The organism is Bacillus sp. WC2503 (genome assembly GCF_052682895.1).
Map to the genome: position 1 here is coordinate 1,180,101 of NZ_JBQYMD010000001.1, position 20,975 is coordinate 1,201,075.

Genomic DNA, 20,975 nt, shown 5'->3' on the forward strand with positions numbered 1-20,975 from the left:
TCAAAAAAATGACAAAAGACATATTTCAGACAAAATGATGTCAATAATACGTCAAAAATAACCTGAATTTACTATGCAGGTATATTATACAATTCGATTAACGAATCAAAACACTACAGAAATAGTGAAAAGATAAAAATAGCATTGCAATAGTTTGAAAAACTGAAATTTTGCATTTTTCGACAATACATACAAGATGTTTTTGTCTTTTCGCATTTCTTAATAATTGAGTTTTTTAAGATTGCTCAATTAATTTTAATTATAAAAACTATGAAGGAAGTGATTTTAGTATGGAAACGCTCGAATTGGCACGAATACAGTTCGCATCAACAACGATTTTCCATTACTTTTTTGTTCCGCTGTCAATTGGTTTAGCTTTTATTATTGCAATAATGCAAACGTTGTATGTGGTAAAAGGACAAGAAGTATATAAGAAGATGGCGAAGTTTTGGACGCAATTATTCCTTATTAACTTTGCAGTAGGTGTAGTAACAGGTATTTTACAAGAATTTCAGTTTGGTATGAACTGGTCCACATATTCACGTTTCGTAGGTGATGTATTTGGTCCATCACTTGCAATTGAAGGATTACTAGCATTTTTCATTGAGTCTACATTTTTAGGTTTATGGGTATTCGGTGAAGATAAACTACCGAAGCGAATTCACTTACTATGTATTTGGCTCCTTTCAATTGGAACAATGTTATCAGCGTTTTGGATTTTAACTGCAAGTGCATTTATGCAGTCACCTGTAGGGTATGAAATGGCAGCAGATGGTCGTGCGCAAATGAATGACTTTTTAGCGATTATTCAAAATCCACAATTATGGGTACAGTTCCCGCATACAATTACAGCGGCAATTGCAACAGGTGCATTCTTTATTGCGGGTGTAAGTGCATGGAAAATTACAAAAGGACAAGAAACTGTAGTATTTAAAAAATCGTTCCGAATTTCTATCATTGTTGGAACGATTACAACAGCGCTTGTATTGTTCTTCGGTCATGCACAAGCACAACAATTAATTAAGACACATCCAATGAAAATGGCTGCAGCTGAAGCGCTATGGAATACGAGTGAGGATCCAGCGCCATTTACAGTATTTGCGAAAATTGATACAGAGAAGAAAGAAAATTCATTTGAAATTCAAATCCCTTATATGCTAAGTCTATTGTCGTATGATAAGTTTAGCGGTCAAGTTGAAGGGATGAATCAAATTCAAAAACAATATGAAGAAAAATACGGACCTGGAGATTATATTCCTCCAGTGCATACGATGTTTTGGAGTTTTAGAGCAATGGTAATGAGTGGAACATTCATGTTACTTCTAGGAGCTTACGGATGGTTCTTATCAAGAAAAGATCGTTTAGCTGAAAAAACGTGGTATTTAAAAGTAATGGTGTATGCAATTTCTCTTCCGTTCATCGGTAATACAGTAGGATGGATTATGACTGAAATGGGTCGTCAGCCTTGGGTAGTATTTGGTGTAATGAAAACAGAAGATGCTGTATCACCCAATGTAACATTCGGTGAAGTATTATTCTCACTTATTTCATTCACATCAATGTATTTAATTATGGGTGGAATTTGTGTGTACTTATTTGTTCGTACTATTAAGGGACATACGAATAAGAAAACGAAAAAGGATTATCAAAGCCATGATCCATTTGATAAGGAGGAAGAGTATGTTATCTCTTAATGAGTTGTGGTTTTTAGTTATTGCAATCTTATTTGTTGGATTCTTCGTACTGGAAGGTTTCGATTTTGGTGTAGGAATGGTTTCAAGGTTTTTAGGAAAGAATGATTTTGAAAAACGAGTTTACTTGAATACAATAGGACCGTTCTGGCACGCGAATGAAGTATGGCTTGTTTGTGCTGGTGGCGCTATGTTTGCGGCATTTCCGCACTGGTATGCAACTTTATTTAGTGGTTTTTATGTTCCCTTTGTATTTATGCTACTTGCTTTAATTTTAAGAGGTGTTTCCTTTAAATTCCGGGCGAAAATAGATAATCATAAATGGAAGAGTGCATGGGATTGGGGTATGTTTATTGGAAGTATGCTACCTCCGATCCTTTGGGGAGTTGCGATTGCAAACTTTATGGTAGGTGTACCTATCGATGAGAGTAAAAATGTTGTAGGTGGATTCTTGCAATTACTTCATCCATTTGCGTTACTTGGAGGAGTAATGTTCCTTCTGCTATGTATTGTTCATGGACTACAATTCCTTACAATACGTACAACGGGTAAATTGAGAGAACGTGCACGAATTGCTGCAATAAAAATTGCACCATTTTCATTAATAACACTTCTTATTTTTGCTGGTATAGGGTTATGGAAAACCGATATTTTCACTGCCCATGGTACAGAATGGATTATGGTACCAATTGGAGCTTTTGTAGCACTATTAGCGTCCACTTTATTAAATAAAAGAAGAAGAGATGGTTGGGCTTTCTTTATGACGAGTTTAACAATCATTTTACTAAGTGCGAGTGTATTTATCGGTATGTTCCCACGTGTTATGATTAGCTCTTTAGGAGCAATGAATGATTTGACAATTTACAACGCAGCATCAGGAGCTTATGCATTAAAACTTATGACTTACTTTGCGATTGCTATTTTGCCTTTCGTTATCGGAAGTCAAATATGGAGTTATTATGTATTTAGACAACCTGTTAAGTCAGACAACGATTTGGAGTACTAATGAAAAGAAAAAGAGGACTTCCGTCTTATCCCGGTAGCCGTATGTTATATGTAGCGTTAACGATTATTAGTATTTTAGAAGCTTTTAGTATTATTGCGCAAACAGTGTTTTTAGCGAGAGCTATTACGTTTTTATTTAATGGAGAAACAGTGCAATCTGTGTTGAATGAAACTGTTTATTTTGGGGTCATGTTTGCAGCGCGCCACATGTTGGTTCGAATATCACAAATTTTAGTGGAACGTTTCGCTGAAAAAACAGGATCGTTGCTAAGAAAGCAATTAATAGAGGCATATTTCACGTTAGGACCAAGATATGTTCAAACTGTCGGAACAGGTCATCTGGTTACCTTATCGATTGAAGGGATTGAAAAATTTAAAACATATATTGAATTGACAATCCCTAAAATGATTAGAAGTAGTATCGTTCCGGGATTAATTGTACTATATGTTTTTACGCTGGATATTAAGTCTGGAATCATTTTAGTTGTAACGATTCCTATTGTAATCATATTTATGATTCTTTTAGGATTAGCAGCGCAGAAAATGGCTGATAGTCAATATGAAACATATCGTGTACTTTCTAATCATTTTGTAGATACGTTAAAAGGGTTAGAAACATTAAAGTATTTAGGGAAAAGTAAACAGCACGAAGGAAAGATTGAAAAGGTTAGTAAAAGATATAGAAAAGCAACGATGCGTACTTTGCGAGTTGCTTTTCTTTCTTCTTTTGCATTAGATTTCTTTACAAGTTTATCAATTGCGTTTGTGGCAGTAGGTTTAGGAATTCGTTTAATAGATGGAACGATTCTTTTATTGCCTGCTCTTACAATATTAATTTTAGCTCCGGAATATTTTCTACCGATTAAGCAAGTTGGAGCGAATTATCATGCTACATTAGATGGCCAACTTGCGATGGAACAAATAGAGGGAATTCTACAGCAACAAAAAGAAATAGAAAAGAAAGATTCAAATGTAGATATAGTATGGAATTCTTCAAGTAGCTTGAAATTACAAGATGTAAAAGTAAATAACGATGAATCTAAAAAGGCTATATTAGAGGGAATTGACTTTGCTTGGCAAGGTAACGGTGCTATAGGCATTATTGGTGAAAGTGGGGCAGGGAAATCAACGTTAATCGATGTGTTAGCAGGATTTCTCTATCCGTCCGGTGGGAAAGTGTTAGTAAATGGTGTGGGAATTGACGGATCTACTCGTGAAGATTGGCAAAAAAATATTGCTTATATTCCACAGCAACCATATATTTTCCCACTTTCATTAAAAGATAATATTTGTTTCTACGAGACAAATACAACGGATGAAGAAATGAAGAAAGTTATTCATGATGTAGGGCTTAGCTCACTCATTGCATCTCTTCCAAATGGAATGGATGAAAGAATTGGAGAAGGTGGACGTATGCTTAGTGGCGGACAAGAACAACGTGTCGCTATGGCGCGTGCACTTTTAAGTAAAAAACCAATCATTTTATTAGATGAACCTACGGCGCATCTTGATATTGAAACTGAATTTGAAATAAAGCAATCGATGTTACGTCTGTTTGAAGGTAAGTTAGTATTTCTTGCAACACATCGTCTGCATTGGATGAAACAAATGGATCATATTTTTATTTTAAATAAAGGGGAAATTAAAGAAAGTGGAACGTATGAAGAACTGTTAAAGAAAGAGACATTACATTTTCATAGGGAAGAGAGGGGAGAGAAATGAGTAACTGGATTAAACCTTATATACAGCAAAATAAAGGTAGAATGACTTTAACTATTTTCCTTGGGCTTCTTGGAGTTAGTTCAGGTGCGATGTTACTTTTTATTTCAGGTTATTTAATCTCTAAATCTGCTCTTAGACCAGAAAATGTAATGGCTGTATATGTTCCGATTGTTGCAACACGTGCGTTTAGTATAGGGCAAGCTGTTTTCCATTATATAGAGCGTTTAGTGGGACATGATGTCGTACTACGCATATTAGAACGAATGAGAACGAAACTATACAGAATAGTAGAACCACAGGCGTTATTTTTTCGTTCCCGATTTCAAACGGGTGATGTGTTAGGTGTACTATCCGAAGATATAGAGCATTTACAAAACCTATATTTACGTACAATATTCCCTAGTATATTAGCACTAGTTGTATATAGCATTTTCGTACTTGTTATCGGTACATTTGACTTCGTATTTGCACTGATTGCTGGTTGTATGTTAGCTATTATCGTTTTTCTTCTTCCATTCGTATCATTACTATTGATGAGGCGACATCATGTTACTTTAAAGCAGGGAAGAAGCCGTTTGTATCAACAACTAACAGACGCAGTCTTTGGATTATCGGATTGGCAGGCAAGTGGTCGAAAAGATGAATTTATTAATGAGTATGTAGAGCAAAATGATCGATTGTTAAAAACAGAGAAGAGATTGAAACGCTGGTATCATATTCGAGACAGTCTCATTCATTTAGTAGTAGGTATTGTAGTTATTTCAATGATTATATGGACTGGGAATGAAGCGGCAAGTGAACAGATTGCACCTACAGTTATCGCGGCCTTCGTATTAATGACTTTATCTGTAACGAATGCGCTTATTCCGATTTCAGATGCCATCGATCGAATCCCATCTTATGTAGAATCTGCTCATCGTCTGAATCGTGTAGAAAGTGATAGTGTTTTACATGATGAAATGGATTTGCATGAAGATAAGGATTACGGTGCACCAAAACATGTAGATATTGAACTGAATCATGTATCGTATAGTTATCCAGACAGTAACGAGACTGTATTAAAAGATATATCGTTACAAATAAAAGCAGGAAAAAAAATTGCCATTTTAGGTAGAAGTGGGACAGGGAAATCTACTTTACTAAAATTGTTAACAGGGGCGTTAAGTCCGGTACATGGACAAGTTTTATTGAATGGTGAACAAGCGCATACGAATCTTTTATCCAAATATATTTCCGTATTAAATCAAAAACCGCATTTGTTCGATACGACAATTGGAAACAATGTGCGAATCGGTAAACCAGAGGCTAATGATGAAGAGATATGGAACGCTTTAGAGAAAGCACAATTAGCTTTGCATATCGCTTCTCTTCCAGATGGATTACAAACAAAAATGCATGAAATGGGGAAGAGATTTTCTGGTGGAGAAAGACAAAGGGTTGCTTTTGCTAGAACGCTTATGCAAGAAGCGCCGATTATTGTATTTGATGAACCTACTATCGGGTTAGATCCAAAGACAGAGTTATCTTTAATAGAAACAATGTTTTCTGCAACGGAAGAAAATACAGTCATTTGGATTACGCATCATCTTGTAGGAATTGAACATGTAGATGAAGTTATATTCCTTGATCGTGGTCAAATTGTAATGCAAGGAAGTCATGAGCAATTACTTAAAGAAAATGAGAGATATCGTATGCTTTATGAGCTAGATAAAGGAATATAATTTGATTAAGTACTTATCGTAAAAATAGCTGCACCTTATGGTGTAGCTATTTTTTGTTAAGAAATATATATTCATTTCAACGTATAGATTTGTTTGGCTCAATACTGTTTTAGGATGGTAATCATTATGAATGGAAAGCTGTAAATCAAATGTCTGTATTATTGAATGTGTATATATAGGAGTGAAAAGTAGGATATTTTGTTACGAGCTTGCATAAAAGTATAAAGGTTCCATACGGTTTTAGTCAGGTGATTTTGTGTCGCGTATATAAATAATATGCGAAAAGGTGGAGGAATAAGATGAGAGGTCATTTTGAAAAAAGTAAAGAGGCGATAGATCGAATGCCATTGGTGAGTGTATTAATTCCTACTTATAATCGTCCTCACTACTTTGAAAAAGCATTATGTAGTGTGTTAGAACAAACATATCCTAACATAGAAATTATTATTGGAGATGATAGTACGAATGACGAAACAGAAAAGGTATTACAAAAATATTTGTGTAAGTATTCAAATATTAATTATATAAAAAATAGCTCAACTCTAGGGCAATTTGAAAATGCACTTATGTTATGTAATGAGGCGAACGGCGAGTATATTAACTTTTTAATGGATGATGATATATTTCATGTTAATAAAATTGAAAAAATGATGAAATATTATGTCAATGATTTAAATCATGAAATTAAGCTCGTAACATCCCATCGCCAAGTAATTGATGATGAAGAGAACGAATTAAGACATATTTATTCAACAGTACGTCTATTTGAAAATGACACAATAGTAGATGGGGTGGAATTAGCAAATAGTGTAATTGTAAATCAAAAGAATTATATAGGAGAACCTACAACGGTATTATTTCGTAAAAATGATTTGAAAGAACCGTATGGTATGTTTGATAAAAGGAGGTATCTATGCAACGTAGATATCGCCTCATGGTTATCCTTATTAAGTAAAGGAAAAGCAGTATATATAGCGGAGACACTTAGTTACTTCCGATTACATCCAGGTCAACAGTTAAATGAATCTAATAAACTTATGGATGGATTAGAAGATTTTTCACATAGTATTATAGTTGGAGAAAAATATGGTTTTTTAGCTAATGAAACAGAGCTAGACAAAGCAATAACTAATTTTCTAGACTATGCAAGAAGAATAGTTCCATCATCACTATTATATACATTAGATTTTTATCAACAAATTAAGCTAAAGAAAATTAATATAGAAAAGAAAAAACAATATATGAATTATAACTCTCATTTACCGAAAGTTAGCATACTTATTCCTGCCTACAATAAACCTCATTATTTGGAATTAGCTCTCAAAAGTGCTTTGAATCAAACATATGAAAATGTTGAAATAATAATTTCTGACGACAGTACGAACGTTGAAGTTCACGCGATGATCCAACCATATTTACGTGAATATGAATGCATTACATATGTTAAAAGTGAAACCCCATTAGAAGCTGAGAACTTTAATAAATGTATAGAACTTGCAACTGGAGAGTATATAAACTTTTTATTAGATGATGACTTATTTCATCCTGAAAAGATTAAAAGAATGATGAATTGTTTTTTTAGAATAGAAAACATTTCGTTTGTGACATCATATCGGGAACTAATTGATGAGAATGGAAAGGTTTTACCACCATCAACATTGAATATGAAAATTGCCAAAGAAACTACACTTTTTGAAGGGAAAGAATTAGGGAATTATATGTTAAAAAACTTGAAAAATGTAGTTGGTGAACCTACAACAGTTCTGTTTAATCGGAAGTTTTTTGGAGGGGAGTTTGGTTGTTTTAAGGGGAAAGCTTATTCTGCTATTCATGACATTGCAACATGGCTCGATATGATGAAGAAAGGTAGAGTCGTTTATATACAGGAACCTCTTAGTTATTTTAGACAGTATAGTGGACGAAATCAAAAGGAAAAGCAGTTTATATTCATGACAATTGAGGAATGGATTGAATTAATAATAGATGCATATAATAGTGGATTTTTAAATGATGAGCAAGATTATAAAGAGTGCTTGACTTATTGTTTGGAAAATGCGGTGTTCATAATGAAAGATGCAGTAAGAGGTGGGCAAGTAAATGAAATTGATAATGGAAAGATAGAGAAGGCACTAAATAAGGTAGTTACTCGTATATTTGAGAAAGAAGTATGTTATTGTCAATATTGCAATCAACAATTTGCAAAATTTTCCCCTTGGCCAGCACATTACGATTTTCCAAAATATAAATTCGAGATGTGGAATAAAGATACGGGGATTTGTCCGGTATGTGATTCGATGGATCGTGAAAGGTTATATCGTGTTTATATTGAAATGGAAACTGATTTATTAAGTGGAAATGATACTGTACTTCATATTGCACCGGAAGCAAAGGTAAGAGGATGGTTTAGTCAGTATAAAAACATTACATATGTATGTGGAGATATTGAACCGAAGGATCAGTTAATGAAAGAAATAGATGTTACAAGAATTGTATATGAAAATAACACATTTGATGTGATTTTATGTAACCATGTATTAGAACGCGTTTTCGATGATGAAAAAGCGATGCGAGAGTTATATAGAATATTAAAGCCAAATGGATGGGGAATTATTCAAGTGCCAATCGTAATGAATGTAGATTCTATTATAGAGAATGAATTAATTGTAACACCGAAATTAAGAAAATTAGCTTTTGGTCATGAAGATCATGTAAGAATTTATAATCAATCAGGATTTATTCAACGATTAATGAATGCAGGATTTAAGGTGGAACTGTATAACATAGCTGAAAAACAAGGAATGAAAAGCGCTAAGAAATTTGGGTTATCTGAAACAGATATGCTCTATATTGTCCGAAAATGATAGGCAAGAGATGTGTATTGAGGGGAAGTGATATCCCCCATCTACAGGGGGGAAGGACCTTTAAAACAACGTTTTGAAGAAGCGTTCATTCTTTAAAAAAAGAATGAATGCTTCTTATTTTAATTATAGAGCAGCGTGTATCGTATTTTTAGGTTTTAAATTTAGTTGACCAAGGCAATACTGAGCCATAGTGAATGTAAAGTTGGAGGGCGAGTGTATATGTTTGATGAGGATGGGATTGTTTTAATTATGGAACCAGCTGATGAAAGAAACTTGAGGAGATTTATTTTTACAGTGCCAAAGTCAGTTTATGAAAAGAAGGGGCTGTCATTACACTATGGAACAGCTATAGGACAAGGATATATGGATATAATTGAAGATATTATTAGCGTACATATAGAAATTGATGTTGTAACAATAATAGGGCATGTAAGTGGGTAAATTGCTATTTGAAAAAAGGTTATAAGCAATTAAGCTAGAAGTTATGAAGGGAAGCTTACAGACAATTATAAAGACGAAGGGAGTCTAAAATGAAAATAAAATCAATTTTATTAGTATTGATAGTTTCAATTGGTTTAATAGGTTGTTCGATAGTAGAGGAAGGAAAGAACTCATTAGATTATGCTCAAAAGGCAACAGACTATGTGAATGAAATAAGCGCATTTGCAAATGAAGCTCCAGCGTTAGCGGAAAAGGCTGTTAATGATAAAGAAGCCCGAAAAGAATTGGAAGCGAAGCTAAATGAAATTAAACAAGATATACCAGCTTTTAATGAATTAACACCACCAGATGTTGCGAAGGATCTTCACCAACAAATCGTCGGATATAATGAAAAGTTAAATACATTAATTGATACGTCTATGAAGAAGGTAGAGGAAGGGAAAATTGATGTAGAGCAATTTAAAAACTCTGAGCTTATGCAGACGATGGATCAAGTGCGAGATTTGAAAGATAAGATACAAAATTTAGGTCAATAATGAAAAGCTCCGTTTTTCATAAACGGAGCTTTTCATTGTTTTCTAACGGTAAGTTCATTATATTTTCTTCCTATAATATAAGTGTGCTTAGACCGTCCATTTTTCTAAAATATGTATCGTTTTATTGGTCGCATCCAACTTAATTGGAATACCTATGGGCATAGTGATCATTGGATGCATATGACAACAATCAAAGTCAGCTAGAAAAGGGATTCTTTGATTTTGTAGTACTTCTAATAGTATTTCGTAAGGTTTTCGATTCGTACCGCAATCATCAAATTGCTCATGTTTTCCAAGAATGATACCAGAGACTTTATCAAATACTCCGTTAAGTTTAAGTAAGGAAAAGCTTCTTTCAATAGTAGCTGCATCTTTTGAGCTATCTTCAATAAATAGAATATCACCTTCTTGAATAGGTGGCATATAAGGACTACCCCAAATTCCTTGTATTGTATTTAAGTTCCCGCCAATCATACGCCCAGTAGCTTGTCCATTCGTTACAGAAATCCAATTATTTGGTCTAAGTTCTTTTTCTTTCATTTTTTCTTCCCAATTAATAAATTCATCTGACCAAAATAACGGTTGCTTTATATTGTAAGGAAGAGGTTGATCGTTTAGTAATGTTTCTGAAAAATATTTGTATGTGTCATCTACAAAAGGCTCAAATTCTCCAAAAGAAGGAACGAGTGCAGGACCGTAAAATGTAGGAGTTCCTGTTTTTGCATAAATTCCTAGCAATAAAGCTGATACGTCGGAATATCCAATCATTATTTTAGGGTTATTTCGAAAAGTATCATAATCGATATAAGGTAATAATGAATTGGAATTCATCCCACCAATTGTTGACATGATACAAGAAATATTTGGATTTCTTATCAAATCATTTAGTTCATCAGCACGCTCTTGTATGCTGCCAGAACGATAATAATCATATTGATTTGTAAGTGAACCTTCCAATATATGAAACCCTTTCTGTTTCAAGTAAGATTTTGCTCGTTCAAACCTTTTTGGGGAAGTGTAGGTTGCTGGTGAAGAGGGCGAATAAATCCCAATAGTATCGCCGTATTTTAATGGTTTTGGAAGTATCATTTGTATGAATCCTTTCTATTAAATAGTTTGTTTATGAATTTATCATTGAATATTCTTATATTTCAGTATTCATAGTGTAACATAAATAGATTGAAATAATAATTGTTGTATATGAATAAATATACTTTTTACCTTGACGATATGCAGGAATTGTTGTTATGGTTGACTGTGAGTGTATAAAAGGTTTGCTAAAGGAGTTTTGAAATGAATCGGTTGAAATGGGGAAGAGTAACAATCCTATTAGTCATTATTTTAGGGATATGTTGGTTCTTATTCCAAGGAACTCAAAAGAGTACAACAAATGTAGAGGGACCACCTTTACAAGTGGCAGAGCTACCTAAAACTGGGTTAACTGAAAAAGTAGTTCCGTCAAAGTACATCCCACCAAAAGTTGATGCAAAAGCAGCTATGATTATCGATGCGAGTAATGGAGATGTTATTTATCAACATAACGAAAATGAAGCTTTTGCGCCAGCTAGTATGTCTAAGATGATGACAGCGTACCTTTTATTAGAGAGTGTACATAATGGGAAAGTTCGCTGGGAAGATCCGGTGAAAATGAGTGAGAAAGCAGCGCAAACAGAGGGTGCGAGAATCCCAGTCCAAGTGAATGACACATTGACTGTGAAAGACTTGTACCATGCATTAATGATTGAATCGGCAAATAATTCGGCGGTGGCGTTAGCAGAACATATGGCAAAGACGGAGAAAGATTTCGTTCAACTTATGAATGCAAAAGCGAAACAGTTAGAAATGTCGGAACATGCTAAATTCGCAAATGCATCAGGGCTACAAGAGCCTGATGGAAGTGAGACTAAGATGACAGCTGCCGATGTAGCAAAACTGGCGTATCATCTTATAAAAGATTATCCGGAGATATTAGAAGTGACTCACTTACGTCAAAGTCAGTTAGCATTTAATAATATTAATGTTATCAGTACAAATGACATGCTAAACAAAAATAATAAAAGTTTATATATAGAAGGAATAGACGGATTAAAAACAGGATTTACAGATAGTGCAGGGTACTGTTTTACAGGTACTGCAAAACAAGGAGATACTCGAATTATTACAGTAGTCATGGGGACTTCCAGTAAAACAAAACGTTTTACAGAGACGAATAAGTTAATGTCATATACATTTGGATTAGTTAATTAAGTAAAATGCTAAGTTAGAACATTACATGAGGAAGGCAGTTTATTGTTACTTATTTTTAGTAACGATAAACTGCTTTTTTATTTAAAACACGGGAAGTAAAAAGGTAAAAAATGTGAGAGTTATTATTTGAGTTTATCAATGTTTGTTGATAGTATAAAGTTATAAACTTATTAATAATAAGTTTGAAGGGGCGTTGTATGATGTATACATATGAAATAGCCTCAATTGAAAATTGGAGGGAATTATGATGGCAAAAGATTTTTACTCAGCAATTGAAGACAGAAGATCTATTTATGCAATTAGTAAAGAGCAAGTAGTTTCTGATGAGAAAATTCAAGAAGTGATTTATCATGCTGTAAAACATACACCTTCAGCTTTTAATTCTCAAAGTGCTCGTGTTGTTGTTTTGTTAGGAGAACAACATGATAAATTATGGGATCTTACGAAAGAAACATTACGGAAAATTGTACCTGAAAATAACTTTGCACCTACAGAAGAAAAAATGAATGCATTTAAAAGTGGTTATGGAACGGTTTTATACTTTGAAGACAGTGAAGTAGTGGAAGGGCTTCAAGAAAAATTTGCACTATATAAAGAGAACTTTCCAACTTGGTCACAGCAATCCTCAGGGATGTTACAATTTGCAATTTGGACAGCTTTAGAAATTGAAGGATTTGGTGCTACATTGCAACATTATAATCCATTAATTGATGAAAAAGTAAGAAAAGAATGGGATGTTCCAGAAAACTGGAAACTCACTGCGCAAATGCCATTTGGTAAACCAGTAGTACTTGCTGGCGAAAAAGAGTTCCAACCATTAGAAAATCGTGTGAAAATTTATAAATAAGGTAGAAATTATAAAAGGTGAACAGGGATACGACCTGTTCACCTTTTATTATCACGCATTAACGGCCCGCAAACGCCCGATTGGTGAAGGATAATAATTAGTGGGAGATGCAAAAAATCCTTACTACTTATAAAGTTTCACTTTATAAGTAGTAAGGATTTTTTTGTTGGCAATTTTTCATCTGATTTTTCAATTCTTTTTTACGTGTTTCAATAGTTGATATTTTTTGTAATGTTATAAATGAAACGAACTGAATAGAGGCGTAGTATAATTCTATATTTTTGTTTATGTGATCGTCTATTATGTTTTTCACAAATGCACCTCCTTGTTCATTACTAGTAAGACTACAATTTGGAATGGTGGAAGTCGGCAGTCCTTAAATTCCTATTGCACATCTCTTTGTTGATAAGAGTTTCATATTATATGATTATATAAATAATAACGGAAATATTTCAAAAATTCCATAGCTAGTAAAAAAATAAATAGTCAATGGAGTGTGTATTTTCTTTAACATAGAATGAGGTTTTGAGAACTAAATCTTACAATTCGTCAAATTATTTAAAAAACATAGATCGTATAGGAAATTAGTTTTCTGAAAATATTATACTATTGATTAATTAAGTAATTTTTGCCATGATAAGAGTACGCTTCATGTAATTCATTTTATCAAGAAAACACATAGTTTGTTTTGTATTCGTTAATAAATTTTTTTATTGGATAGAAAATAAGTATTCTATATTGAGATAATGAATGGAATGTCGAATTTTCATGCGATACATAAGAAATTTGAAGAAAATCGTTGCAAAATTACTATGTTTAATGATAAAGTTCACATGAAGTTCACACGGAATTCACTTCATGCATTTAAAATGAAATACGTGTGAAAAATAAAACTCTTGTTAAAAAATGGAACTTGATGAATATTTTACTTTGATAATATTGTAAAGTATTAAGTTTATATGTTTTTTTAAGAGGATAGTAGGGAAAGGAAGTAAAGACAACTTATGAAAAAAGTAATTGCAGGTTTAGCAGCAGCTTCAGTAGCAGGTGTTGCAGTTCCAGGTATGGATTCTGCTCATGCACAAGTTTCGAACGAAGCGCTAAAAGAAATTAATGGACAAACTCAAACACAAACTCAAACGACTGTAACTGAAACAAAAAAAGTAGAAACAACTTCTGAATTAAAATACACAGTAACTGCTGATGTATTAAATGTTCGTTCAGGTGCTGGTACAGGACATAACGTTATTTCTAAAGTAAAACAAGGTCAAGTACTACAAGTAATTGGACAAGAAAACGGTTGGTTCAAAGTAAGTGTAAACGGCCAAACAGGTTATGTAAGTGGTGACTTCGTAACAACTGGTGGTAACAAAGGAACAACTGTTCAACAAGGAACAGGTACTTACACAGTAAACGTTTCTTCACTTAACGTACGTACAGGCCCAAGTACTTCTCATACAGCATTAGGTTCTGTAAATAAAGGGAAAACAGTACAAGTTGTAGGTGAAGTACAAGATTGGTTTAAAATCAACTTCAACGGTGGAACTGGATACGTAAGCAAAGACTTCGTAACAAAAGGTGGTTCTGCTGTATCTAACGAAACACAAAAACCAACTACAAACAACAACAATACTACTACAGTTCAAACTGGTGGTTCTTATGTTGTTAACACTGGTGCTTTAAAAGTACGTACAGGCCCAGCTACATACAATGCTGTAATTGGTGGGGTAACAAACGGTAAAGTATTAAACGTTACTGGCGCAGAAAATGGTTGGTACAAGATTAACCATAATGGCCGCACAGGTTACGTAAGTGCAGACTATGTTAAGTTTGTAAAAGGTGGAGTGACTGGTGGTAACCAAGGTTCTAACCAAGGTTCTAACCAAGGTTCTAACCAAGTACAAAAACCAACAGCACCTACAGGTGGAGATACGTCTTCAATCGCTGGATTCGCTAGATCTTTAAATGGTTCACCATACAGAACTGCTGGTACAACACCTGCTGGTTTTGACTGCAGTGGATTCATTCACTACGTATTAAATCAAACTGGTCATAAAGGCGCTCGTCAAACAGTTGCTGGATACTGGAGCTCTAAAACAAAAACTAGTAATCCACAACCAGGTGATTTAGTATACTTCCAAAATACTTATAAATCAGGTCCTTCTCACATGGGTGTTTACTTAGGAAACGGTCAGTTCATTAGTGCAGAAACTGATGCAACTGGTGTACGTATTAGTTCTGTAAGCAACTCTTACTGGAGCAAGCACATTTTAGGTTACACAAAAGCATACTAAGAAAAAGTATTTTATACTTTTCGTATAGAGAAAAGGCTTTCCAAGGAAACTTGGGAAGCCTTTTTATAGTTGAATAAATTGGAAGTTTAGTAGTTTTTATTTTAACTTTCCATTTAAAAATCGATCATATAAGTCATGAAAATAGTTAGGACGAAATAAGTTTGCAGCATGTCCTGCTAAAGGTATTTCCTTATATAGAACGTTTGGCAGAATAGATTTTAAATCAAATAGGCAAGATTTATAGAGATGATCTTGTTCACCCATTACCCATAATATTGGGTGGGGAAGTGATTTTAATTTAGATTTTAAATCGAATTCTAACCGGTGTCGTAATGATTGGGCAATTATGGATGAATGTAATTGTAATCCGAAACGGTAGTAAATATTTCTTGAAATGACTGCGAACGGATTCGCTTTTAATATGCCGCTTGGAAAAATAGTATTTGCGTATTGAGAGAGCCATTTAGAGTATTCGTCTCCTCGCTTCTCCCAAAATTTTTGAAATACGTTATATAAAAGGGATGGATTATTATAATGTCCACCAATATGACAAATGCTTAATACCTTTTCCGGGTGCATTTGTGCAAAAATAGTGGAGATATAACAGCCATAGCTTAAAGCGCAAATATGAGCCTCTGTAATACCTTCTTTTTCATATAATTTCAATAATTGATCTACGAGGCGCTGTAATGAAAATTCAATAGCTTCTCCTTTATCGTCGCCGTGACCTAATAAGTCATAAGTTATAATGTTGTAGGAGGCAGAAAATCGTTTATGCTCTTTTTTGAAGGCACGACGATTGCCAACTAAGCCGTGAATAAAAATGATTGTTTCCTTTTCAGAATGTATATTTGTTTGCAAAAAGGATACTCCTTTCAATAACTGGAGATTTATATAGTATTTTAAATTAGTTATCTATAATTCACATACAATAATATTAAGTACCAGGTAATAATATCAGATGTTTATATCTGTTGTAAAGATGAGTTTTTATGTATATTTTGTAAAAATAGAAAAAGTGTGTTTACATTCAGTTTACATTTGTACTGTATTCTAGTTTTAGAAAGAGCAGTTTGGCTTAACACGAGGAGATGAACAGGAATGGAAGTTAGAAATGAAATGAAGAAAAAAGGAAGTTGGAGGCAGTTTTTACGCCTTATTCGAGATACAAATCCTCCGAAAGGGATTCTTGTTTTTGCATTGTTAATGAGTTTGCTTTCTACAGGAGCGAGTTTATTTATTCCGATGTTAACAAAAGGATTAGTAGATAATTTTTCGCTTTCGTCAATTAGTACAGGACAAATTGTTGGGCTAGTTGCCTTCTTTGTCATGCAAACCATTGCTGCAGGATTGTCTATTTATTTACTAAATTATATTGGGCAGAAGATTGTAGCTGGACTGAGAGAACGTTTGTGGAAAAAGGTGCTTGTTTTACCAGTATCTTATTATGATCAAAATAGAACAGGCGATACGATTAGCCGTATGACAAATGATACAGGTGTTGTGAAAACATTAATTTCTGAGCACTTGTCAAATTTATTAACAGGCGGTATTTCAATTGTTGGATCATTAATTGTATTATTTGTTTTAGATTGGAAAATGACAGCTTTACTCTTAACGGTTATTCCGTTGTCTGTATTAATTTTAGTTCCTCTTGGACGAAAAATGTATAAGATTTCAAAAGCGCTTCAAGATGAAACAGCATCTTTTACAAGTGTGTTAACACAGGTGTTATCAGAAATTCGTTTAGTGAAATCTTCAAATACAGAAAAAAGAGAATATGAGACAGGTAATACAGGGATACAAAAGTTATTGCAATTTGGTTTAAAAGAAGGAAAAGTGCAAGCATTAATTTCACCAGTTATGTCGTTTGTTTTAATGGCACTGCTTGTTATTATCGTAGGCTATGGTGGAATGCGAGTTTCTAGTGGTGCATTAACAACAGGTGAACTTGTAGCATTTATTTTATATTTAGTTCAAATTATTATGCCAATGAGCCAGTTATCTATGTTCTTTACACAATTCCAAAAGGCAATTGGTGCAACGGAAAGAATTAATGCGATTTTAGAATATGAAGTAGAAGATCATGAAACTGGTGTGAAGGTTTCGAATGCTAAGCAGTCGATAGTTCTTGAAAATGTACATTTTGAGTATAACGAAGATGAGAAAGTATTGAACAATATTGATTTCACAATTGAATCTGGAAAAGTAACAGCGATTGTAGGTCCAAGTGGTAGCGGAAAAACAACTTTATTTTCATTATTAGAACGTTTTTATGAGCCAACTGGTGGTGCTATTAAATTAGGAAAAGAATCAATTACGAGCTATTCATTGCAGTCATGGCGACGTCAAATTGGTTATGTATCACAAGATAGTCCGTTAATCGATGGAACGATTCGTGATAATATTTGTTACGGTGTTGAGGGCGAAGTGACGGATGCAGAAATTGAAAAAATAGCAGCTATGGCATATGTTGATGCATTTATTCATGATTTACCAAATGGATATGCAACAGAAGTTGGAGAGCGCGGTGTGAAGCTTTCTGGAGGACAAAGACAGCGAATTGCGATTGCCCGAGCATTACTTCGAAATCCGCAAATTCTTATGTTAGATGAAGCAACTTCAAGTCTAGATAGTAAATCCGAGTCTGTCGTTCAAAAGGCATTAAATAACTTAATGAAAGGCAGAACAACTTTAGTTATTGCACATAGGCTTTCTACGGTTGTAGATGCGGATAAAATTATCTTTATTGAAAAAGGGAACCTTACAGGAAGCGGTACGCACGATGAATTATTACGTACACATGACATGTATCGTGAGTTTGCAACGCAACAATTGAAAATTAAAGAGGGTGCATTATAAAATGAATAATCAGTGGAGGTTGTACTCCGCTGATTATTCATTTTAAAAAAATATAAAAGATGCTTAGTAGAAAGGAAATGGTTCCTTTGATACCTAAAATTTTAATAGTAGACGACGATCCACATATTAGAGAACTCGTTTCTGTTTTTTTAGAGCGGGAAGGCTTTCAAACATATGAGGCAATTGATGGCATAGATGCACTTAGGAAAATGGACGAAGTAAAAGTCGATATGGTTATTCTTGATATCATGATGCCAAATATGGATGGATTTGATGTATGTTTTGAATTAAGAAAATACTATGATATCCCGGTTCTGATGCTAACTGCCAAAGGAGAAACATCACAAAAAGTAAAAGGATTTCACCTTGGGACAGATGATTATCTCGTAAAACCATTTGATCCTATAGAATTAGTAGTGAGAGTAAAGGCGTTACTGAAACGTTACCAAATTACAGTATCGCAATCGATTCAAGTTGGAAATGTACTGTTAAACCGTAAAACGTTTGAAGTGACACTGGGGGAACAAACGGTTACGTTACCGCTAAAAGAATTCGAGTTACTTTTTACATTAGGATCTAAGGCGGGAAGAACTTGTTCGAGAGAGCAATTAATTGAAGAAATATGGGGATATGATTTTGAAGGGAATGAACGTACACTAGACGTTCATATTAATCGGTTACGTGAGAAGTTTCAAGAAGAGAAGTCGAAATTTAGTATTAAAACAATAAGAGGTTTAGGGTATCGCTTAGAGGTAAGTAAATGAGAAAAAGAAAACGAATGAGTAAGTTGAAGATGCTGAAAGTATTTGGAGCGGTATTAGCTCTCTTTACTTTTCTTACTATCATTTGGTCTATCGCATTTTATGTAGCAACTAGTTTATTGAATGCTTTTGACGTAAATGTATCGCCGTTTGTTGCCTTTCTAATTAGTGATATGGTCGGTTTTGTATTTATTATTCTTATTTGGACATTAATTGGAATATTAATGAGGCCAAAACGAGAGGCAATGATTTGGACTATTATTGAACCGATACAAAAAATTGCAAAAGGAGACTTCTCCGTAAAAATACGAAATGAAGAAAAGTATGATGGAGAAATTGGCGTGCTCGTAAAAAGTATAAATGATATGACAGATGAACTGAATACGATGGAGAAAATGAGACAAGAGTTTGTATCAAATGTTTCTCATGAAATACAGTCACCATTAACTTCTATAAAAGGATTTGCTAGAGCACTACAAGATGATAATCTTTCTGAGGAAAAAAGAAAGCATTATCTTACCATTATTGAAACTGAAACAACGAGATTATCTAAACTAAGTCAAAACTTATTGAAGCTAACTCTTTTAGAATCCGAAGAGTATACACCAGAAAGAGTGAGCTATCGATTAGATCAACAGTTAAAGCAAATTGTATTAAATAGTGAACCACTCTGGGCTGAAAAAGAAATTGAATTAGATCTTGATTTAGAGAAAGTCCATGTAACTGCAGACCAAGAAAGTATGAGTCAAGTGTGGATTAATTTAATTCATAATAGCATTAAATTTACTCCAAGCGGTGGTACGATCACTATTCAGTTAAAGGAACATGAGACAGTAGTGGAAGTGCGTATCTGTGATTCAGGAATTGGTATATCAGAAGAACAGAAACAACATATTTTTGAGCGTTTTTATAAAGCGGATTCTTCACGAAATCGTGCCTATGGAGGAAGTGGCTTAGGTTTAGCTATTGTAAAAAAAGTACTTGATCTTCATGAAGGAGAAATAAAAGTCGAGAGTGAGGAAGGAAATGGTACAGAATTTATTGTGTGTATTCCTAAATATGAAGAAAAGTAGTGTTAGGTGGAAAGATTTCTAACACTATTTTTCTTTAAAAAGGCATATATAGCTACTATGGTTACCTACAAGTAACCTACGCACATGAAAGTGCATCATTGCCTTTTTACATAAACATAGATACACTTTTAATATGATAAACAACAGAGAAGATTAAGGAGTGTTATACTTGGCAGAATTATTACAAGGTAAAAATGCTTTAATTACAGGAGCAGGTAGAGGTATTGGTCGTGCTGTAGCGATCGCATTAGCGAAAGAAGGCGTAAATGTAGGTCTTTTAGCTCGTTCAGAAGAAAACTTAAAAGCTGTAGCGAAAGAAGTGGAAGCAGAAGGCGTAAAAGCTGTTATTGCGACTGCTGATGTATCTTCGTATGAAGAGGTAACGACTGCAATTGAAACGTTAAAAAACGGTTTAGGGTCTATCGATATTTTAATTAATAACGCTGGTATTTCTAAATTTGGTAAGTTTTTAGAATTAGACGTTGCTGATTGGGAAAAAATCATTCAAGTAAACTTAATGGGTGTATACTATGCAACTCGTGCCGCTTTACCAAGCATGATTGAACAACAATCTGGTGATATTATTAATATTTCATCTACAGCAGGACAAAAAGGCGCGCCTGTAACAAGTGCATATAGTGCTTCTAAATTTGGTGTTCTTGGCTTAACAGAATCGTTAGCGATGGAAGTTCGTAAACATAACATTCGTGTAACGGCTTTAACTCCAAGTACAGTAGCAACTGATATGGCTGTAGATTTAGGGTTAACTGATGGAAATCCTGATAAAGTAATGCAAGCAGAAGATATTGCAGAGTTTATCGTAGCACAGCTGAAATTAAATAAACGTACATTTATTAAATCAGCAGGACTTTGGTCTACTAATCCGTAAGGGCTACATGTATTAACAAAGAAGG

17 protein-coding genes are annotated in these 20,975 nt (G+C 34.0%); 14 read left to right on the plus strand and 3 right to left on the minus strand.

What is annotated here, in order from left to right; genetic code table 11:
• Positions 1-290 precede the first annotated feature (290 nt).
• From cydA to ACUN26_RS06250, 7 genes are all read left to right on the plus strand, one after another.
• Positions 291-1,694: a cytochrome ubiquinol oxidase subunit I gene (cydA, locus tag ACUN26_RS06220; protein WP_000448866.1), complete on the plus strand. Its 1,404-nt coding sequence runs from the start codon at positions 291-293 to the stop codon at positions 1,692-1,694.
• A complete protein-coding gene (gene cydB / locus ACUN26_RS06225) occupies positions 1,681-2,697 on the plus strand; it encodes a cytochrome d ubiquinol oxidase subunit II (protein WP_000950090.1) in 1,017 nt (338 codons plus the stop codon). The genes cydA and cydB overlap by 14 nt, the downstream gene beginning before the upstream one ends.
• Positions 2,697-4,418: a thiol reductant ABC exporter subunit CydD gene (gene cydD, locus ACUN26_RS06230; RefSeq protein WP_000824053.1), complete on the plus strand. Its 1,722-nt coding sequence runs from the start codon at positions 2,697-2,699 to the stop codon at positions 4,416-4,418. Before cydB ends, cydD begins: the two co-directional genes overlap by 1 nt.
• Positions 4,415-6,139 carry a thiol reductant ABC exporter subunit CydC gene (gene cydC, locus ACUN26_RS06235; RefSeq protein ID WP_000073465.1) on the plus strand — a complete coding sequence of 575 codons (1,725 nt, stop codon included), beginning with the start codon at positions 4,415-4,417 and terminating at the stop codon, positions 6,137-6,139. Before cydD ends, cydC begins: the two co-directional genes overlap by 4 nt.
• Before the next feature lie 299 nt (positions 6,140-6,438).
• Entirely contained in the window at positions 6,439-9,000 is a 2,562-nt protein-coding gene (locus ACUN26_RS06240; protein WP_001214020.1) for a glycosyltransferase, read from the plus strand.
• Between the two features lie 219 nt (positions 9,001-9,219).
• Entirely contained in the window at positions 9,220-9,441 is a 222-nt protein-coding gene (locus tag ACUN26_RS06245; protein WP_000459109.1) for a hypothetical protein, read from the plus strand.
• Between the two features lie 89 nt (positions 9,442-9,530).
• The gene (locus ACUN26_RS06250; protein WP_000695210.1) at positions 9,531-9,977 is read left to right on the plus strand and encodes a DUF6376 family protein; all 447 of its coding nucleotides are present in this window, start codon (positions 9,531-9,533) and stop codon (positions 9,975-9,977) included.
• A gap of 87 nt (positions 9,978-10,064) precedes the next feature.
• Here the strand turns inward: ACUN26_RS06250 and ACUN26_RS06255 are convergent, their stop codons facing one another.
• Complete coding sequence (locus tag ACUN26_RS06255; protein WP_000602821.1) at positions 10,065-11,066, minus strand: S66 family peptidase; 1,002 nt, start codon at positions 11,064-11,066, stop codon at positions 10,065-10,067.
• Positions 11,067-11,270: 204 nt separating this feature from the next.
• On the opposite strand from ACUN26_RS06255, the gene ACUN26_RS06260 reads away from it, so the two are divergent.
• Together ACUN26_RS06260 and ACUN26_RS06265 are read left to right on the plus strand one after the other, a co-directional pair.
• Positions 11,271-12,224 (plus strand): D-alanyl-D-alanine carboxypeptidase family protein, encoded by a 954-nt coding sequence (locus ACUN26_RS06260; protein WP_001080885.1) that lies wholly within the window; start codon positions 11,271-11,273, stop codon positions 12,222-12,224.
• 244 nt (positions 12,225-12,468) lie between these two features.
• Positions 12,469-13,071: a nitroreductase family protein gene (locus tag ACUN26_RS06265; protein WP_002093783.1), complete on the plus strand. Its 603-nt coding sequence runs from the start codon at positions 12,469-12,471 to the stop codon at positions 13,069-13,071.
• 142 nt (positions 13,072-13,213) lie between these two features.
• Here ACUN26_RS06265 and ACUN26_RS06270 read toward each other — a convergent pair whose 3' ends face one another.
• Positions 13,214-13,384 carry a hypothetical protein gene (locus ACUN26_RS06270; RefSeq protein ID WP_000789336.1) on the minus strand — a complete coding sequence of 57 codons (171 nt, stop codon included), beginning with the start codon at positions 13,382-13,384 and terminating at the stop codon, positions 13,214-13,216.
• A 691-nt stretch (positions 13,385-14,075) separates the two neighbouring features.
• Between ACUN26_RS06270 and entFM the strand changes: the two genes are divergently transcribed.
• Entirely contained in the window at positions 14,076-15,365 is a 1,290-nt protein-coding gene (gene entFM, locus ACUN26_RS06275) for an enterotoxin EntFM (protein WP_000755500.1), read from the plus strand.
• A 96-nt stretch (positions 15,366-15,461) separates the two neighbouring features.
• Here the strand turns inward: entFM and ACUN26_RS06280 are convergent, their stop codons facing one another.
• Positions 15,462-16,226 (minus strand): alpha/beta fold hydrolase, encoded by a 765-nt coding sequence (locus tag ACUN26_RS06280; protein WP_001194291.1) that lies wholly within the window; start codon positions 16,224-16,226, stop codon positions 15,462-15,464.
• Positions 16,227-16,466: 240 nt separating this feature from the next.
• Here ACUN26_RS06280 and ACUN26_RS06285 point away from each other — a divergent pair, with 240 nt between their 5' ends.
• The 4 genes from ACUN26_RS06285 (at position 16,467) to ACUN26_RS06300 (ending at position 20,950) form a co-directional block, all read left to right on the plus strand.
• Entirely contained in the window at positions 16,467-18,227 is a 1,761-nt protein-coding gene (locus ACUN26_RS06285; protein ID WP_445540873.1) for an ABC transporter ATP-binding protein, read from the plus strand.
• Positions 18,228-18,313: 86 nt separating this feature from the next.
• Positions 18,314-18,991 (plus strand): envelope stress response regulator transcription factor HitR, encoded by a 678-nt coding sequence (hitR, locus tag ACUN26_RS06290; RefSeq protein ID WP_000612405.1) that lies wholly within the window; start codon positions 18,314-18,316, stop codon positions 18,989-18,991.
• The gene (gene hitS, locus ACUN26_RS06295; protein WP_001231633.1) at positions 18,988-20,061 is read left to right on the plus strand and encodes an envelope stress sensor histidine kinase HitS; all 1,074 of its coding nucleotides are present in this window, start codon (positions 18,988-18,990) and stop codon (positions 20,059-20,061) included. Before hitR ends, hitS begins: the two co-directional genes overlap by 4 nt.
• Positions 20,062-20,230: 169 nt before the next feature.
• On the plus strand, positions 20,231-20,950 hold the full coding sequence (locus tag ACUN26_RS06300) for a 3-ketoacyl-ACP reductase (protein WP_000818985.1): 720 nt from the start codon (positions 20,231-20,233) through the stop codon (positions 20,948-20,950).
• Positions 20,951-20,975: the final 25 nt, after the last annotated feature.

Bases quoted from the DNA above. Each gene is read 5' to 3' on its own strand.
- ACUN26_RS06255 (WP_000602821.1), bottom strand. From the start codon at position 11,066: ATGATACTTCCAAAACCATTAAAATACGGCGATACTATTGGGATTTAT.
- ACUN26_RS06250 (WP_000695210.1), top strand. From the start codon at position 9,531: ATGAAAATAAAATCAATTTTATTAGTATTGATAGTTTCAATTGGTTTA.
- ACUN26_RS06260 (WP_001080885.1), top strand. From the start codon at position 11,271: ATGAATCGGTTGAAATGGGGAAGAGTAACAATCCTATTAGTCATTATT.
- ACUN26_RS06265 (WP_002093783.1), top strand. From the start codon at position 12,469: ATGATGGCAAAAGATTTTTACTCAGCAATTGAAGACAGAAGATCTATT.
- cydC (WP_000073465.1), top strand. From the start codon at position 4,415: ATGAGTAACTGGATTAAACCTTATATACAGCAAAATAAAGGTAGAATG.
- ACUN26_RS06245 (WP_000459109.1), top strand. From the start codon at position 9,220: ATGTTTGATGAGGATGGGATTGTTTTAATTATGGAACCAGCTGATGAA.
- entFM (WP_000755500.1), top strand. From the start codon at position 14,076: ATGAAAAAAGTAATTGCAGGTTTAGCAGCAGCTTCAGTAGCAGGTGTT.
- ACUN26_RS06240 (WP_001214020.1), top strand. From the start codon at position 6,439: ATGAGAGGTCATTTTGAAAAAAGTAAAGAGGCGATAGATCGAATGCCA.
- cydD (WP_000824053.1), top strand. From the start codon at position 2,697: ATGAAAAGAAAAAGAGGACTTCCGTCTTATCCCGGTAGCCGTATGTTA.
- ACUN26_RS06285 (WP_445540873.1), top strand. From the start codon at position 16,467: ATGGAAGTTAGAAATGAAATGAAGAAAAAAGGAAGTTGGAGGCAGTTT.
- cydA (WP_000448866.1), top strand. From the start codon at position 291: ATGGAAACGCTCGAATTGGCACGAATACAGTTCGCATCAACAACGATT.
- hitS (WP_001231633.1), top strand. From the start codon at position 18,988: ATGAGAAAAAGAAAACGAATGAGTAAGTTGAAGATGCTGAAAGTATTT.
- cydB (WP_000950090.1), top strand. From the start codon at position 1,681: ATGTTATCTCTTAATGAGTTGTGGTTTTTAGTTATTGCAATCTTATTT.